This window comes from Prevotella vespertina, from assembly GCF_009728485.1.
Classification (GTDB): Bacteria; Bacteroidota; Bacteroidia; order Bacteroidales; family Bacteroidaceae; genus Prevotella; species Prevotella vespertina.
Map to the genome: position 1 here is coordinate 18,869 of NZ_VVIQ01000012.1, position 17,753 is coordinate 36,621.

Consider the following 17,753-nt stretch of genomic DNA (forward strand, 5'->3'; position numbering starts at 1 on the left):
ATATTTTTATTATTATATATAATATATATTATATATAATAATAAACTTATGTTCCTTAGCTGCTGGCAGACATACCCCCACGACCTTAATGTAATTTGTAATTTGTAATTTGTAATTTTGAGAACTGATAATACAACCATAAATTGTCCGTATACATAAGGGGGGATACTTGCTCAATAAAAGATAACTCATGATATATCAAAAAGTTAGACTTAAAATAACATTTTTTAAAGTAATAGATTCTTGGAATCACAAAGATTTGTTCGTAACTTTACACGTATATAAAAGAAACTTCTACATAGAAATCTACTTACATCTTCCTTGCTTTTTTATCAGATATTCTTTATCTTTGCATGCACCATTTGACATTGGACAATCTTTATCAAAAATAAATCTATTTCTAAAAAGCATCTTATGAGAAACGGACTACTTTTGTTGTTAATGTTATTATTTTGCTGCAGTAATGTACATGCAAAAGATGACGCAATCCCTGTTCAAGGTAGAGTACTTGACAACATGACAGGGGAAGGAATACCAGGGGCAAAAGTTTACTTGATGACATCAGACAGTGTGGTCATTGATAGTATGATTACCTATCCTGCAGAGGCTGGAGAAGATGTGGGATTCTACCGCTTTGAACACTTGACAAAAGTCGGGAATTACATCGTACGTGCAAGTGCTGAGGGGTATGAGGACGGCTATATGCACTGTGTGTTGAGGAGTAAGCGTGAGTTTTTTGTATCTGTAAAGCCTATACGATTGGCAAAGGCGCACGAATTGGCAGAAGTGACCGTAAAGGCTACAAAGGTTAAGATGGTTGTTGCGGGCGATACGATTGTTTATAATGCTGATGCTTTCAACCTTGCAGAGGGGAGCATGCTCGATGCGCTAATTAGCAAGTTGCCAGGCGCACGACTGACCAAAGATGGGCAAATATTCGTCAATGGCAAGTATATTCAAAGCCTTTTAGTCAACGGACGAGAGTTTTTCAGTGGGAATCCTAAGTTGGCACTGGAGAATCTACCTGCCTATACGGTTAATAAAATCAAGGTTTTTAACAAGTCGGGAGCAGCTTCAAAGTTGGCAGGACGTGATATGGGCGACAAGAACTATGTGATGGATGTAAAGCTGAAGAAGGAGTATGCCGTAGGCTATATGGGTAACGTTGAAGCTGGTGCAGGTTCGAACAACAGATATAAGCTACGTGGCTTAGCCATAAAGTTCTCTGACAAAGAACGCATCGGAATATTTGCCAATAGCAACAACCTTAACGACAATCAGCGAGCGGCACTCAATGGCGAGTGGAGTCCACAAGATGTAGGGAGTGGATTGCAGACGACTAAAACGGTTGGTGCTCAATATATGCGCTTTTTAGGAAATGAATTTTCTTGGTTCGACCTTAGTAGCCTTTGGAATCATACAAATACTGATGACGAATCTCTCTCTTCAAAACAAACGTTTTTATATGGTGGAGACTCTTATCAGCATAGCAGGTATAAGTCGTTAGGAAGCTCTGATAATTGGACAGCGGGTAGCAATTTATGCATCCAAAAAGACGAATATTATACGATTAATAATCTTTCCTTTTCCTATGCCCATAGCCATGGCCTGAACAACAGCAATATCGAGACGTCTGACAATCAATCGTTGCTTAACCGTATGTTGTCGGCAAATAGCCTTGAATCGAGGAATGTTGATTTTAATCTTCAAAATAGAAATGGTATCAGCATTATTGCTGATATGATTAGGTGGAATTTTGGAATCAATTATAACCGTAACACGCAAAAGACCTTTTCTCTACAGGATTTGACCTATCTACAGCATAGCCTTCCACGTGATTATCGTAATCAATATATAAACCGCCTTAATCAAAACCTTAAGTTATCAGCTGGTATCAGTTATAATTGGGCTTTTAGAAATATCAGCTTACAACCTGAGTATAATTACGCATATTCATATATAAAAACGGATAATCCACTCTATCGTCTTGATAAGATTTCTGGACGTGATAGCAGCTTGTTCGATAGATTGCCCTCTGCCACAAACATCTTGGCTACAGTCCTTGATAATGGGAATACTTATCACTTTACAGAATATCAAAATAGTCATCGCTTTAACTTCTGCTATAGAGATTTGCATAGTAAATTCTTGAAGTGTGAGATAAGTGTCAATCTGCCTGTTCGTATAGCTCATGCCAACCTTTATTATCAACGCATGGGACGACACGATGTGTCTCGGCAGAGTATATTCTTTGAACCTAATATATGGTTGAGGGGTAACGCATGGGAGATAAAAGCTAAGATGAATTCTGAATTACCTGACCTCACAACAATGGTTAATTATCGTGATGACAGCAATCCTATGAATATTATATTAGGCAATATGCAGCTTCGTAATATTCATTATTATGACATAGAAGGTGGTAAGACATTTGAGGGGAAGAAACATAGTCGCCTTAACATTAATATGGGTTATCATCAGACGGATAATGCTGTGGCTTATAGTCTTGTATTTGATAAACAAACAGGTGTTTCAACCGTTCAGCCCATTAGCGTAAATGGTAATTATCGCATTGATTTAGGAATAGGATATACTCGTCCACTGGATAAAAAAGAGAAATTAAGTATTGATAATCAAGCATCTTTTAACTATAATCATAACGTTGACATGGCAATGGTACAAGGGGCTACACAAAGTCAACGAAGTATTGTAAATAACTGGAAGATAAGTAACGTCTTGAAACTAAATTATCGTCTCGATGATAACTATGAGTTCACACTCCATGGCGGAGGTACATATTATCTTATCAAGAGTCAGCGTGAGGGATTTAGCAATATTCATGCAGGAGATTATAATATAGGTGTGAATGTGCAGGTAGCTTTGCCTTGGAAACTACAATTAACAACTGACCTAACAATGTTTGCTCGCCGTGGTTATCAGCTCTCAGAGATGAATACTACTGACTGGATATGGAATGCACAACTTAGTCGCAGTTTCATAAATAAGAAACTTTTAGTTAAGTTGCAAGGCTTTGACATACTCCGTCAGCTCTCTAATACTCAATACTTAATGAACGCACAAGGAAGAACGGAAACATGGAATAATAGTATTCCACGATATATGATGTTATCCTTGTCATGGCGATTTAATGTAAATCCTAAAAAGAAATAAACGCTTCAAAATAATAGGTCTTGATAACATTTTTTCGTTATAAGCCCTTTGTGGTATCAAAAAATATTCGTATCTTTACACCTTGAAAAAGTACGAAAACGGCTCAGAAAGGAAATAAAGGCTATTGTGGGCAATTTTAGCCTTATGGGGATGAGCTCGTTAAAGTGATAGAAATTTATAACAGAAAAAATATATAATGGACGAAAATCAGACAATTGATCAGGACAGAATTATGAAGATCAACATCGAGGAGGAGATGAAAAGCTCCTACATCGACTACTCAATGTCGGTGATTGTGGCACGTGCCCTCCCTGATGTTCGTGACGGTTTTAAGCCTGTTCACCGCCGTATCCTCTTCGGTATGCGTGGTATCGGTAACTTTAGCAACCAGCCTTACAAGAAGTGTGCCCGCGTTGTCGGTGAGGTACTTGGTAAGTATCACCCACATGGTGACTCTTCTGTTTACGGTGCGCTTGTGCGTATGGGGCAGGACTGGAATATGCGCTACAAGTTGGTTGATGGACAGGGTAACTTTGGTTCTGTCGATGGTGACTCTGCTGCTGCGATGCGTTATACTGAGTGCCGCCTCTCAAAGATGGGTGAGCACGTTATGGACGATATCGAGAAGGATACGGTTGACATGGTCAACAACTTCGACGATACGTTGCGTGAGCCTGCTGTGATGCCTACAAAGATTCCTAACCTGCTTGTAAATGGTGGTAATGGTATCGCTGTGGGTATGGCAACAAATATTCCTACACATAATCTTGGCGAAGTTATTGATGGATGTTGTGCTTATATTGACAATCCAGAGATTTCTACTGATGGATTAATGGAATTTATCCCAGCTCCAGACTTCCCAACAGGTGCATATATTTATGGTCTTCAAGGTGTTAAGGATGCCTATGAAACTGGTCGTGGCCGTGTCGTTATGCGTGCAAAGGCTGAGATTGAGAGCGATGAGAGCCATGATAAGATTGTTGTGACAGAGATTCCTTACGGAGTTAATAAGCAGCAACTTATTGAATATATTGCTGACCTCGTGAAGGAAGGCAAGCTTGAAGGTATCTCTAACGTAAATGACGAGACGGGCCGTCAGGGTATGCGTATCGTTGTTGACGTGAAGCGTGATGCCAATGCAAACGTCATTCTGAATAAGCTTTTCAAGATGACAGCATTGCAGAGTTCTTTCTCTGTAAACTGTATCGCATTGGTAGCGGGTCGTCCACGTCTGTTGAGCCTTCGTGAGTGCATTAAGTACTTTGTTGAACATCGTCATGATGTAACCATCCGTCGTGCTCAGTTTGACCTTAAGAAGGCACAAGAGCGTGCACATATCTTAGAGGCACTGATTAAGGCTTGTGACAATATTGATGAGGTTGTACGTATTATTCGTGCCAGCAAGACACCTTCAGAGGCACAAAGAAACCTTGAGAAACGTTTTGACTTCGATGAGCTTCAATCAAGAGCTATCGTTGATATGCGTTTGTCACAGCTGACTGGTCTGCGTCTTGATCAGTTGCATCAGGAGTTTGAGGAATTGATGCAAACCATCAAGGACCTGCAGGAGATTCTTAATAACCCTGAGCGTTGTAAGGAAGTGATGAAGGAAGAGTTGCAGGAGGTTAAGGAGAAGTATGGCGATGACCGTCGTACAGAGATTATCCCTGATGAGCATGAGTTTAATGCTGAGGACTTCTATCCTAATGACCCTGTTGTTATTACTATTAGTCACCTTGGTTATATCAAGCGCACTCCACTTGCAGACTTTAAGGAGCAGGCTCGTGGTGGAGTAGGTTCTAAGGGTGCTCGCACACGTGAGAAAGATTTCACCGAATATATCTATCCAGCAACAATGCACCAGACAATGCTGTTCTTTACTCGTAAGGGACGCTGCTACTGGATGAAGTGTTATGACATCCCAGAGGGTGATAAGAATTCAAAGGGCCGTGCTATTCAGAATATGCTTTCACTTGAGCCGGGCGACTCTGTTAATGCATTCTTGCGTATTCAGGGCTTGGATGATGATGAGTTCCTCGATTCTCACTATGTAGTATTTGCTACAAAGCAGGGTATCGTTAAGAAGACTTCACTCCGTGCTTACTCACGCCCTCGTACCAATGGTGTGATTGCTATTAACATCAATGAGGGAGATGAGGTTGTAGACGTTCGTCTGACAAATGGTCATAACGAACTTATCATCGCTGACCGCAATGGTCGTGCTTGTCGCTTCGATGAGTCAAATATCCGTACTATGGGGCGTGTGTCTACAGGTGTACGTGGTATGCGTTTGGACGAAGATGGTCAGGACGAAGTTGTTGGTATGATTGTTGTTAATGACCCTGTTAACGAGACGGTTATGGTAGTATCTGAGGAGGGTTACGGAAAGCGCTCACAGGTAGAGGACTATCGATTAACTAATCGTGGCGGTAAGGGTGTTAAGACGCTGAATATCACGGATAAGACTGGTAAACTTGTTGCTATCAAGAACGTTACTGATGATAACGACTTGATGATTATCAACAAGAGCGGTATTGTTATTCGTATGTCGGTTGCCGAATGCCGTGTAATGGGTCGAGCAACACAAGGTGTGCGCCTAATAAACCTCGCTAAAAAGAATGATGTTATCGCATCTGTATGTAAGGTGATGAGTTCTGAGATGGAGTCACAGGTTGAGGATGAGAGTCGTGAAGAATGGGCTAAAACCAGTGAAGAAATCAAGAGTGACATAAACTTATCATCAGAAATTGGTGAGCCTGATGTAACCCCTGTCGACTTCGATTAATCCATTGGCACATTATATCATCTAATTAAATGTAAAATAAGATTATAAACCTTTTAAAATTATAACTAATATGAAAAAGTTAATGATCGCAGCAATGATGCTTTTTAGTGTATCAGCTGCATTCGCTGGAGACAGTGAACCATTGAAGGCTATCTTGAAGGCGCAGACTTATTCCGAAGCTGCAGAATTATTGAATTCTAATCTTGCTCAGATTACTGATAATGCTGAGAAAGCCAAAGCCTATGATAAGCTATTTGAGCTTGCAATGAAGAAGGTAAGTGCAGAGCAGGGTGTCCAACTTGAGAATGAAACTAACAAGCAAATGGGCAAAGAAGGAAATAAACCTGTCGATGAAAAGGGCTTATATGAGGCTGTAGGTCAGGCTTTTGATGCCGCTTCTGAGGTAATAAAGTATGACAACATGCCTAACGCAAAGGGTAAAGTTAAGCCAAGATATAGTGACTTAGCTGATAAGCTCTATCCTCTTCGTGGTCAGCTGATCAATGGTGGTATTTACTTCCAGGGAGCTAAGGACGATGCAAATGCTTATAAATACCTTGCTCGCTATGTAGATACAGCGGATGATCCAATCTTTTCAAAGTTCGATAAGTCAAAAGATGAGAACTTAAATGAGATTGCTTATTTCGCTACATATTATGCTTATCAGAATAAGGATTTCAAGAAGGCAGAGAAGTATGTATCTTATGCTTTGAAGAGCAAGGATCGTGCAAAAGATGCTCAACAATTACAGCTAGCCATCTTAGGTTCACAGCTCAAGACACGTCAGGATTCTTTAAATTATGCTGACAAACTCGCTGGTATTTATGCTCAGGATCCTGAGAATGATGCAGTACTGACCACATTGACTTCTACTTATAGTGCACTTGGTATGCAAAATAAGGCTGAAGAAATCGTAAATTCAGCATTAGCAAAGAATCCTAATAGTTATGGTGCATTGGTAATGATGGGTCAGTTTGCAAGTCAAAAGAAAGACTATGAGACAGCTGCTAATTACCTTTCTAAGGCTTTGGAACAGGCAAAGGATGATAATGCAAGAATTGCTATCAATGCTTCAATTGGTCAGTGTTGGTTCTATAAGGCTCAAGAGCGTGTAGCTGCTGTTAAGGGAGTTCTTTCTCCAGCTGCTCGTGCTCAGTTTAATGAGGTATATAACAAGGCTATCTCTTATCTTGAGACAGCAAAGAAACTTGACACTCTCAAAGAGCAAAAGTCTGCATGGGCTTATCCTCTTTATGGATGCTACTACTTTGTAAAGGGTGCTCAAGCTCCTGAGACTCTAGCAGCAGCAGCTGACGCTGGTGTACAGTAATCAGCAGTAATAAGTCCTCTCTTATGTGTAAGTTATCTTCTTAGGATAATATACATAAGAGGGGAATATTTTTTTTACTAAAATGTCATAAATGAGAAGGCTACTAATACTATTTTTCTGTGCGTTATTCTGCATTCAAATTGTAGAAGCACAAGATATGCATAAGCAAGCGGAGTCTTTTAATCGCCTGGCTAGGAACGCTTTTTCCAAAATAGAGAAACAATCGGATAGGGATTCTATTACCATTTTTAAGACAGTTGTTGATGGGGTAGAATATTCTCTAAAATGTGATGAGTTTGATAGAATGCCTAATCGAAAGGGGAAAATCTTACCAGAGTATGAGGAGGAGAATAAGAAACGTTTGGCTATATTGCATCCTATGCTGATTGATGCAGGGAAATATTTTTACAAAAAGTCTTATTTAAAGCAAGAGGGGATTGATGCTCTGAAGCTCTATTTAGAAACTAGAAAATCGCCATTAGTAAAAGATAATATTGACGAATCCGGAGTTGCTGCATACTATTTAGCTTATTTTTATTTGAAATCTCGTAATTTAAAAATGGCTAATGAGTATGCTGATATAGCCATGCAATATGATGAAAGTGCCCAAGCCTCAGCAGAGATAAAAGCTCAGTGTATGCACGATCAAATGGTTAATGCGGAAGACTCTCTTCGCTATTTATCTGTTATACAGAGATTGTATCGTTCAGATCCAACAAATGAAACCTATTTCTCATGGATTATGAAATTTTATCAGAATCCAACTCCAAGATTTAATTTAGAAGATTTTGTAGATGATTGTTTAGAAAATAATACAAATTCTATAGTACCTTGGATTTTAAAGGGAGAGATAGCTATGCGTGCCGAACGTTGGGAAGAGGCAATAGATGCGTATAGGCAAGCGGATGAGATCGATCCTAGTAATATCCCAGTGGCTTATAATATAGGGGTATGTTTGAATAGTTTAGGGATGGTTTTACGTGATTCTGTCTTGGCAAAACGAAAGAAGGGAGATAATGTTTCGGATAATGAGTTTATGACAGTCTTTGCACAGGCTCGCACCTATTTAGAACGTGTAAGGGCAAAAGATCCACGTCGAAACAAAGTTGATTGGGTGGCACCGCTCTACCTAACTTATACAATACTGAATGATAAAATAAAGGCTGAGGAATTAGAGCCTTTAGTAACGAAATATCAGAAGAGTGAAAACGATTAAGGTTCTTATATTATATATTTGTTTTATTTTACCATCTATGTGTTACGCACAAAAGAAACAATTACAAACAGTGCGTGACCAGATAAAGTCTGGTAAGGAACTCTCAAAAGCCGAAGGAACACTTCGCGGACTATTAGTAGATTCAACGTCAAGAAATAATCATAAGATATGGTTACTATTATGTGATGTTCTAACAAAACAATACGAGCAAGGGAATGAAAAGCTCTATCTAAAAGAAAAATATGATACAGCTGCTTTCTTCTCAATAACGAAACGATTGTATGAGACGATGTCTAGCTTCGATTCTATTGATGCACAAGCTGATAAAAGAGGGCTGGTTCATCCTAAATACAGGGAGAAACATGCTTCGTTTTTAAATTCTATTCGCCCAAATCTATTTAATGGAGGTAGTTATTTCATCCATAAAAATGATTATAAAACAGCATTTGAGTATTATCGTGATTATTTATTATCTGCTGAGTATCCACTTTTTACCGGATATAACTATTTGCAAAGTGATGCTTTGATACCTCATGCTGCTTATTGGTCAATGTTCTGTGGTTATAAATTAGGAGATGCTGATAAGATTATGCGTTTTAAAGATTTGGCAGAACGTGATACTTCTATGCTTAATTTTGTTAAACAATATGAGGCCGAGGCCTATTGGATTCAGAAAGATACGACTATGTATGTAAAGTCGCTGCAAGAAGGGTTTAAGCAATACCCTAATTTTGCTTTTTTCTTTCCTAGGCTTGTGGAATATTATACTAAAAAAGGTGAACATGATTCTACACTTGTTATATCAGAACGAGCCTTAAAAGCTGATTCCACTAGTTTATTATTTATGTTTGCTAAGAGTACAGCTCTTCTTAACCTAGGTAGATATAATGATTGTATAAAGATTTGTAACGATATAATTAAGAGAAATGACGCTTATGTAGATGCCTATTATAACATTGGATTAGCTTACTTTAATCAAGCCATAGAAATGAATAAGGATAAGCAGCAATATAGGAGTAAGCGTGCAAAGATTATTGAGTTATATGGATTATCTCGCCCTTATATGGAGAAATTTAGGCAGTTAGCACCTGATGATAAAGGGAAATGGCTAGCACCATTATATACTATTTATTTGAATCTCAATATGGGCAAGGAATTTGATGAAATTGATAAGATAAGAAAAGAGGTTAAATATGAACAATAACAATGTTATAGATAAGCTAGGTCTCCAACTGAATGAAATGCAAAAGGCAACGGAAGAGGCTGTCCTTTATACAGGGAAAGATGTTGTTGTGATGTCACCTACGGGGTCAGGTAAGACTTATGCTTATCTGCTTCCATTGATTCGACGCCTAGACGCAAATTCTGATGAATTACAAGCTGTTGTCTTATTGCCTGGACGTGAATTAGCGCTTCAATCTACTATGGTTTTAAAAGATATGGGAAGTGGATTAAGAGCAATGGCATTATATGGTGGTAGACCTACGATGGATGAGCATCGAGTGCTTAGAGATGTTAAACCCCAGATAGTATTTGTAACTCCAGGTCGATTGAATGATCATTTAGACAAGAAAAATCTTAATGCAGAAACGATTAAATGGTTAGTAATTGATGAGTTTGATAAATGTCTTGAACTTGGCTTCCAGGGAGAGATGATGAGCATTCTCAATAAATTATCGAATATAGAACGAAGAATCCTACTCTCTGCCACAGAGTCAGAGTCTATCCCTGCCTTTGTTTCTATGGGTAGAACCATTTATCTAGACTATAGAACGGATGATGATAATATTCCAGATAGGGTACATCTTTATACGGTCACAAGTCCAGAGAAAGATAAACTTGATTCGCTTAAACGACTCTTACTTTCGTTGGGGAATGAAAGTACAATTGTATTCTTAAATTATCGTGAATCTGTAGAGCGGGTAGCTACCTTCCTAAAAGAGAATGGCTTTATTGTGAGTTGGTACCATGGTGGTTTAGAACAAGATGAGCGTGAGGCTGCTCTTTATCGTTTCTCAAATGGCTCTGTTTCTATACTTATAAGTACAGACTTAGCTTCTCGAGGATTGGATATACCTGATGTTGATAATATCATTCATTATCATATACCAGAAACAGAAGATAATTATATTCATAGAGTAGGGCGTACAGCTCGTTGGGATAAGGAAGGAAGAACTTTCTTTATTCTCGGACCAGGAGAAACGTTACCTGAATATGTTAGTAAGGAGAACGAAGAATACCAACTTCCGACGCATCTTCCTAAACCTTCTTTGCCACGCATGGCTACTATATATATAGGTAAGGGGAAAAAGAATAAAATCTCCAAGATAGATATTGTAGGTTTCCTTTGCAAGAAAATAGGTTTACAATCGTCAGAAATTGGGAAGATAGATATTAAAGACAGGTATTGTTATGTAGCTATTGACCGAACAAAAGTAAAAAAGGTTATTTTGGCTTCTAAAGGACAGAAAATTAAAGGAATCAAAACAATAGTGGAAGAAGTAAGGTGATCGTTTTAACAAAACGTCACCTTCTCTTTAATTCTGTTTATTTACAAGTTTACTACAGGCGTGTAGTATTTGAAATATTTTATCTTTGTTTATTTGGAAGTACCAAAATAAAAACGTATCTTCGCACACATAAAGCCATAAGAAGTTAGAGATTTAATACTGAAGTAAGAATAATAACTATACAACTTAAGTCAAACTTAAACTAAACAGATCAGATGAAGAAGTATAACTTTAATGCGGGTCCTTGTATCCTTCCTAGAGAAGTGATTGAGAATACTGCAAAACAGATTTTGGATTTCAATGGTATTGGACTATCTTTGGCAGAAATAAGCCATAGATCAAAGGACTTCCAACCAGTAATTGATGAAGCTTCAGCTTTAGTTAAGGAGCTTTTAGACGTTCCTGAAGGTTACTCCGTGCTCTTCTTGGGTGGTGGTGCATCACTTGAGTTCCACATGATTCCAATGAATTTCCTTGTAAAAAAAGCTGGTTATCTGAATACTGGTGTTTGGGCAAAGAAAGCCATCAAGGAAGCTAAGATGTTGGGTGATGTTCTAGAAGTGGCATCTTCTGCTGATGATAATTACACTTATATTCCTAAGGGTTATGAGGTTCCAACAGATCTTGATTATCTTCACATCACTACCAATAATACCATTTATGGTACAGAACTTCACAATGATCCTGATGTTCCAGTACGTCTGATAGGTGATATGTCTTCAGACTTTTTGAGTCGTCCTGTTGATGTAGCAAAGTATGATTGTATCTATGGTGGAGCACAAAAGAACCTTTCAATGGCTGGTGTTACATTTGTTATCGTAAAGGATGATGCCTTAGGCAAGGTTGAACGTCAGATTCCTACAATGCTCGATTATCGAACACATGTAGATAAGGGTTCTATGTTTAATACTCCGCCTGTTGTACCAATCTATACAGCATTGGAAAATCTTCGTTGGGTGAAGGCTCAGGGTGGAGTAGAAGCAATGGCTAAGATTGCGAAGGAACGTGCTGACCTCCTTTATGGTGAAATCGATAGAAATAAGCTCTTCCGTGGTACTGTTAAGAATGAAGAAGATCGTTCTTACATGAATATCTGTTTCGTTCTTAATGATGAGTACAACGACCTTCAGCAAGAGTTCTTTGACTTTGCAACGGCTCGTGGAATGGTTGGTATTAAGGGACATCGCAGTGTTGGTGGGTTCCGTGCTAGCTGTTATAACGCTCAAACAATAGAAGGTGTTCAAGCTCTTGTTGATACAATGAAAGAGTTTGAAGCTCAACATTAATAACATTGTTGAATCTATAATTCATACATATCAGACTTGGCTACATATGGTCAAGTCTGAATCTAATCTTTACTAAAATTATGCCTAAACATTGAAGCTATGAAGATTTTAATTGCAACTGAAAAGCCATTTGCACCTGCTGCTGTAAAGAATATAACATCAGAGTTAGAGGGTGCTGGACATGAAGTACTCCTATTAGAAAAGTATACAGATAAGGCTCAATTATTAGAAGCTGTAAAGGATGTCGATGCGATGATTGTTCGTTCTGACAAGATTACACCAGATGTATTAGATGCTGCTAATCAATTAAAGATTATCGTTCGAGCTGGTGCTGGATATGATTCTATTGATACTAAATATGCTAAGGAAAAGAATGTTGTTGTTGAGAATACTCCTGGACAGAATTCTAATGCAGTAGCGGAGCTTGTCTTTGGTATGTTGGTATATGCAATCCGAAACTTCTATAATGGTAAGTCTGGTACAGAGTTAAAGGGTAAGAAACTTGGAATACTTGCATTTGGAAACGTTGGTCGTAATGTTGCACGTATTGCAAAGGGCTTTGATATGGATGTTTATGCTTATGATGCATTCTGCCCAGCCGAGGCAATCGAAGCTGCTGGAGTTCATGCTGTAAAGACACAAAACGATTTGTTCAAGGTTTCTGATGTTTTGTCATTACATATTCCAGCAACACCAGATACTATTAAGAGTATTAATTATGAAATGGTTAATCAACTTCCGAAGAAAGCGATCTTATTGAATACCGCACGTAAAGAGGTGATTAACGAAGAAGAACTCTTAAAGTTGATGGCTGAACGTGAAGATCTTAAATTCATTACAGACATCAAACCTGATGCTGACGAAGAATTCTTGAAATTCACTGGGCGTTACTTCTCTACACCAAAGAAGATGGGTGCACAAACAGCTGAAGCTAACTTAAATGCTGGTGTAGCAGCTGCAAAGCAAATCAATGCTTTCTTTGAGACTGGTGACACTACTTTCCAAGTAAATAAGTAAATCTTAAACAAAACAAAGAATGATAGCCTAGAATAGTAATCATAACTTCTAGGCTGTCATACTTTTATTTACCTAAAAACCTAGAATACAATGGCTATTATTAAACCGTTTAGAGGTGTTCGTCCTCCTAAGATGTTAGTTGAATCAATTGCAAGTCGTCCTTATGATGTACTAGATTCTGAAGAAGCACGCATGGAGGCGGGGGATAATGAGAAGAGTTTATATCACATTATCAAACCAGAGATTAATTTCGAATCCACCATAGATGAGTCTGACCCACGAGCTTATGATAGTGCAATAGAGCACTTCCAGAAGTTTCAAGATAAAGGCTGGTTAGTTCAAGACGATAAGGATTGTTATTATATATATGCACAGACCATGAATGGTAAAACGCAGTATGGACTTGTGGTTGGTGCCTATGTTGACGATTATCTGAATGGGAATATTAAGAAGCATGAGCTAACACGCCGTGATAAAGAAGAAGATCGAATGAAGCATGTTCGTGTTTGCAATGCGAATGTAGAGCCCGTGTTCTTTGCTTATCCAGATAACAATGTATTGGACACATTGTTAAGTCGCTATGCACAAACAACTCCAGAGTATGATTTTGTTGCACCTGACGATGGATTCCGTCACCAGTTTTGGGTTGTTAGTGATAAAGCTGACATCGATACGATTACTGAAGAATTTAAGAAGATGCCAAGCCTTTATATCGCAGACGGACATCATCGTTCAGCTGCTGCAGCCTTAGTTGGTGCAGAGAAAGCGAAGAATAATGCAGGACATAAAGGCGATGAAGAGTATAATTACTTCATGGCTGTTTGCTTCCAATCTAGTCAATTAACCATTCTAGACTATAATCGTGTAGTTAAGGACTTAAATGGCATGGAAGTTGCAGAGTTCTTACAAGCATTAGAGAAGAACTTTATTGTAGAACTAAAGGGAGAGGAAGAATATCGCCCTACCAAATTACATGAGTTCTCCTTATATATTGATCACAATTGGTATAGCTTAGAGGCAAAACCAGGTACATACGATGATACCGACCCTATAGGTGTGCTTGATGTTGACATCTCTAGTCGACTGATTTTGGACGAACTAATGGGTATTAAAGACCTCCGTTCAGACAAACGTATTGATTTCGTTGGTGGTCTACGTGGACTTAAGGAACTTAAACGTCGTGTTGATAGTGGAGAAATGCGTTGGGCACTAGCACTTTATCCAGTCTCTATGCAACAGATTATGGATATAGCTGATAGTGGAAAGATCATGCCACCAAAAGCTACTTGGTTTGAGCCAAAGCTACGTTCTGGTCTTGTGATTCACAAGCTAGATTAGGCGATGGTTATTATTATTGAATGGACAACGATAAATATAAAACAATAACAGAAAAAGCAATAGGTGAGGGATTTTACTCTGAAAGTCGGAGTAAGTTCCTCGCTTTTGCCCATCATGTAGACTCTGTTGAGCAAGCTTTAGAGATAGTAAAAGAGTATAGAAAGAAGTACTATAATGCGCGCCATTGCTGTTATGCTTACAGGATTGGCTTCCTAGGAGAAGAATTCCGAATGAATGATGATGGGGAGCCATCATCTACTGCAGGTAAACCCATTCTAGGACAAATAGATAGCAATGGATTGACAAATACTCTTATTATTGTTGTACGTTATTTTGGTGGAGTCAAACTTGGTACAAGTGGACTAATAGTGGCTTATCGGGAAGCATCATCCGATGCCATTGCTCATTGTGACATCGAAGAAAGATTTATAGAAGAGCAGATTAAGTTTACTTTCTCCTATCCAATGATGAATGCAGTCATGAAGATAGTAAAGGATATGAATCCACGAATCATCAATCAGGTGTTTGATAATACTTGTGAGCTAACCCTCTCCATTCGCAAATCTTTTGCAGACAAATTGAAAACCCGTCTGAACAAATTATCTTTTGAGTAACAAGTATTTATTAAAGACTATGAAGTTTTTTTTGAAAGTAATCTTATCTTGTATTGGAATACTATATTCTGTCTCATTGAGTGCACAGAATAATGCAAGCGGAAGGATTGTTGATAAGCAAAGTAAGGGAATTGATGCCGCTGTTGTTATGCTAATTTCTTTACCTGATAGTATCCTTATAGAAACGACACTTACTGATGATAATGGAGACTTTCAACTTCCAGAGCAAACAGGACATTTCCTTTTATATATAAGGGCATTAGGTTATAAAGAATTTAAGAAAGATATAACAATCACCGCATCGGAGATTCTTCCAACTATCCAGTTAGAAGCAGATAATGTTGTCTTGAAAGATGTTGTCGTTACAGCTCGCAAGTCACGCCCATTAACTAGCTTATCTAATGGCAAATTACAGATAAATGTGGCACAAACTTATCTTACCGATATCGGAAATGCTTTAGATGTTTTAAAGCATTCACCCGGAATATCGGTAAATAGTAAGGGAGATATATCTTTAGCAACTCTTGGAGGAACCGCCATATACATAAATGGAAAGAAACTTATGTTACAAGGAGAAGAGCTTTCTGCTTATCTTCGCTCTCTGCCCTCATCGAAAATTACTCGCATTGAAAGTTCTACTAATCCTAATGCGAGTTTTGGTACTGATGGAGCAGGAGGAGTTATTAATATTATCTTGAAAAGCAATGAAAGAACTGGTACCTTCCTTACAACTTCACATAGTTTGTCTTACTGGAAGAACATAAGGCAAAACTCTGATATTTCTTTCTCCTTCAACAAAAGCAAATGGCAATTAGGTTTGAACTATAGCCATAGCTTAGGACATTATGCAATGAAGTATGGCTTTGAGAAAGTTCAAGATGGAAATAAAAGTATATCAGAAACATCTGATACTGATAAGCGGAACACTTACTCTGTAGGTGTTGATTTCTCTTGGCAACCTAATCAAAAGAATAAATTGTATTTTAATAGTACGATGAATCTGCTTGTTGGACCTGGTTTGACAGAGACAACAACACAGGTATATAATGGTACTTCTACGTTAGATGGAATCCTAAAGGCACGCAATGACTATGTAAAGCAGAAGACAATTCAATATAATAACAGTATAAACTATCTATACCAACCATCAGAGAGTCGTCAATTATCTTTTTCTGTTGATTGGACACACTTTGATGGTAAAGCTCGTTGCAAACAACCCAATGATTATTTTTCATCTAATAACATACTTATTCGTTCTGATTTATTCTATTCTCAACCTGACAAAGATATTGATATTTATGCCTTATTAGCTGACTATAAATATAAACCTAATGCACAGAATGAATGGCTAATAGGTGCTAAGACTTCATTGATAAAGAGTAATAATATCTTTCTTTTTAAAAAGAATGGGCTAATAGACTCACAACGCTCAAACAGATTTAAGTACAACGAAGATAATATTGAAACTTATGTGCAATACACACTCTCTTTGAATAAACTAGAGTTAAGTACTGGGCTACGTATGGAGTATATGTATACCAATAATAAGCTACACTCTTATGCTAACCAGTTGATAGAAGAAAATAATCGAAGGAAGTTGAATCTATTCCCCAACATGTCAGTATCTTATGCTTTCAATGATAAGAACAAAGTAGCTCTTTCATACAGTAGGCGACAAGATAAACCTCGGTATGAAGATCTTAATCCTTTTGAATATTTATTAGATGAGTTATCTTATTGGAAAGGCAATCCTTTTCTTAAGCCTCAGATAAGCAATAAGATTATACTGAACTATACATGGAGTAGTTTATCTTTAAGCTTATATTATAATAAGCTAGATGATTACTTTACGTCACTTACCGATTTATTTGAGCATAACAAGACGATAATGACAACTAAAAATATAGGGACACAACAGCAAATAGGAATAGAAGCGGTCTATTCTAAGCGTCTTACTTCATGGTGGGATATTAATTCCAACATAGGATTTTACTATTTTGATAATAAGTTGAATTACGAGAACTATAAGCAAGAATATAAACGTCCATCATGTTTCTTATCCGCAAATAATAATTTTCATTTACCTTTGGGTATCGACCTAGAGCTTTCAGGACGATACTATTCAAAACGTCAAGGAGGAAGTTATGAAGTGAATAAGTCAACAGGTGGTATTGATTTAGACTTAAATAAATCATGGAATAATAATCGTTTCCGCCTCTCACTATTGATGACAGACCTGTTACATACAGAGCGTTGGGATAGCTATGGAATAAAAGATAGCTTGGATCTATCGTCTTGGGGATATGGAGAGAGTCGGAAGATCATGTTGCGTTTCACTTATAGTGTTGGTAAACAAAAGTTTGAAAAAGAAGAGAAGAATCTTGAAGAATTAAAGCGATTGTAACTTCTTATTCTCTTAGAAATCTTTACTTTCGTAGTAGTTTATACTGATAGAGTTCTTACCGATTCTCAAAGAACATATCATC

At 37.9% G+C, this 17,753-nt stretch carries 11 protein-coding genes; all 11 read left to right on the forward strand.

All coding sequences use genetic code 11. The features are described 5' to 3' along the window. The first annotated feature begins 414 nt into the window (after positions 1–414). The 11 genes from F0475_RS09855 to F0475_RS09905 all read left to right on the forward strand — a co-directional run bounded on the left by F0475_RS09855 (position 415) and on the right by F0475_RS09905 (position 17,671). Positions 415–3,171 carry a hypothetical protein gene (locus F0475_RS09855; RefSeq protein WP_155716496.1) on the forward strand — a complete coding sequence of 919 codons (2,757 nt, stop codon included), beginning with the start codon at positions 415–417 and terminating at the stop codon, positions 3,169–3,171. 196 nt (positions 3,172–3,367) lie between these two features. After that, the gene (gene gyrA / locus F0475_RS09860; RefSeq protein ID WP_155716497.1) at positions 3,368–5,956 is read left to right on the forward strand and encodes a DNA gyrase subunit A; all 2,589 of its coding nucleotides are present in this window, start codon (positions 3,368–3,370) and stop codon (positions 5,954–5,956) included. A 70-nt stretch (positions 5,957–6,026) separates the two neighbouring features. After that, positions 6,027–7,286, forward strand: a complete 1,260-nt coding sequence (locus F0475_RS09865; RefSeq protein WP_004383494.1) for a tetratricopeptide repeat protein — start codon at positions 6,027–6,029, stop codon at positions 7,284–7,286. A gap of 91 nt (positions 7,287–7,377) precedes the next feature. Then, complete coding sequence (locus tag F0475_RS09870) at positions 7,378–8,502, forward strand: tetratricopeptide repeat protein (protein WP_155716498.1); 1,125 nt, start codon at positions 7,378–7,380, stop codon at positions 8,500–8,502. 37 nt (positions 8,503–8,539) lie between these two features. After that, positions 8,540–9,706 (forward strand): tetratricopeptide repeat protein, encoded by a 1,167-nt coding sequence (locus tag F0475_RS09875; RefSeq protein ID WP_155716534.1) that lies wholly within the window; start codon positions 8,540–8,542, stop codon positions 9,704–9,706. Continuing rightward, positions 9,696–11,012, forward strand: a complete 1,317-nt coding sequence (locus F0475_RS09880) for a DEAD/DEAH box helicase (RefSeq protein ID WP_155716499.1) — start codon at positions 9,696–9,698, stop codon at positions 11,010–11,012. The genes F0475_RS09875 and F0475_RS09880 overlap by 11 nt, the downstream gene beginning before the upstream one ends. A gap of 215 nt (positions 11,013–11,227) precedes the next feature. Continuing rightward, a complete protein-coding gene (gene serC / locus F0475_RS09885; protein WP_155716500.1) occupies positions 11,228–12,298 on the forward strand; it encodes a 3-phosphoserine/phosphohydroxythreonine transaminase in 1,071 nt (356 codons plus the stop codon). A gap of 99 nt (positions 12,299–12,397) precedes the next feature. Further along, positions 12,398–13,315 (forward strand): 3-phosphoglycerate dehydrogenase, encoded by a 918-nt coding sequence (locus tag F0475_RS09890; RefSeq protein WP_004383499.1) that lies wholly within the window; start codon positions 12,398–12,400, stop codon positions 13,313–13,315. A gap of 90 nt (positions 13,316–13,405) precedes the next feature. Next, positions 13,406–14,653 carry a DUF1015 domain-containing protein gene (locus tag F0475_RS09895; protein ID WP_155716501.1) on the forward strand — a complete coding sequence of 416 codons (1,248 nt, stop codon included), beginning with the start codon at positions 13,406–13,408 and terminating at the stop codon, positions 14,651–14,653. A 20-nt stretch (positions 14,654–14,673) separates the two neighbouring features. Beyond that, complete coding sequence (locus F0475_RS09900; RefSeq protein ID WP_155716502.1) at positions 14,674–15,267, forward strand: IMPACT family protein; 594 nt, start codon at positions 14,674–14,676, stop codon at positions 15,265–15,267. A gap of 19 nt (positions 15,268–15,286) precedes the next feature. Further along, complete coding sequence (locus F0475_RS09905; RefSeq protein ID WP_155716503.1) at positions 15,287–17,671, forward strand: TonB-dependent receptor domain-containing protein; 2,385 nt, start codon at positions 15,287–15,289, stop codon at positions 17,669–17,671. Positions 17,672–17,753: the final 82 nt, after the last annotated feature.

What these genes read in the sequence shown, in the direction of transcription:
- F0475_RS09855 (WP_155716496.1), top strand. Translation starts at nt 415, where the DNA reads ATGAGAAACGGACTACTTTTGTTGTTAATGTTATTATTTTGCTGCAGT.
- gyrA (WP_155716497.1), top strand. Translation starts at nt 3,368, where the DNA reads ATGGACGAAAATCAGACAATTGATCAGGACAGAATTATGAAGATCAAC.
- F0475_RS09865 (WP_004383494.1), top strand. Translation starts at nt 6,027, where the DNA reads ATGAAAAAGTTAATGATCGCAGCAATGATGCTTTTTAGTGTATCAGCT.
- F0475_RS09870 (WP_155716498.1), top strand. Translation starts at nt 7,378, where the DNA reads ATGAGAAGGCTACTAATACTATTTTTCTGTGCGTTATTCTGCATTCAA.
- F0475_RS09875 (WP_155716534.1), top strand. Translation starts at nt 8,540, where the DNA reads ATGTGTTACGCACAAAAGAAACAATTACAAACAGTGCGTGACCAGATA.
- F0475_RS09880 (WP_155716499.1), top strand. Translation starts at nt 9,696, where the DNA reads ATGAACAATAACAATGTTATAGATAAGCTAGGTCTCCAACTGAATGAA.
- serC (WP_155716500.1), top strand. Translation starts at nt 11,228, where the DNA reads ATGAAGAAGTATAACTTTAATGCGGGTCCTTGTATCCTTCCTAGAGAA.
- F0475_RS09890 (WP_004383499.1), top strand. Translation starts at nt 12,398, where the DNA reads ATGAAGATTTTAATTGCAACTGAAAAGCCATTTGCACCTGCTGCTGTA.
- F0475_RS09895 (WP_155716501.1), top strand. Translation starts at nt 13,406, where the DNA reads ATGGCTATTATTAAACCGTTTAGAGGTGTTCGTCCTCCTAAGATGTTA.
- F0475_RS09900 (WP_155716502.1), top strand. Translation starts at nt 14,674, where the DNA reads ATGGACAACGATAAATATAAAACAATAACAGAAAAAGCAATAGGTGAG.
- F0475_RS09905 (WP_155716503.1), top strand. Translation starts at nt 15,287, where the DNA reads ATGAAGTTTTTTTTGAAAGTAATCTTATCTTGTATTGGAATACTATAT.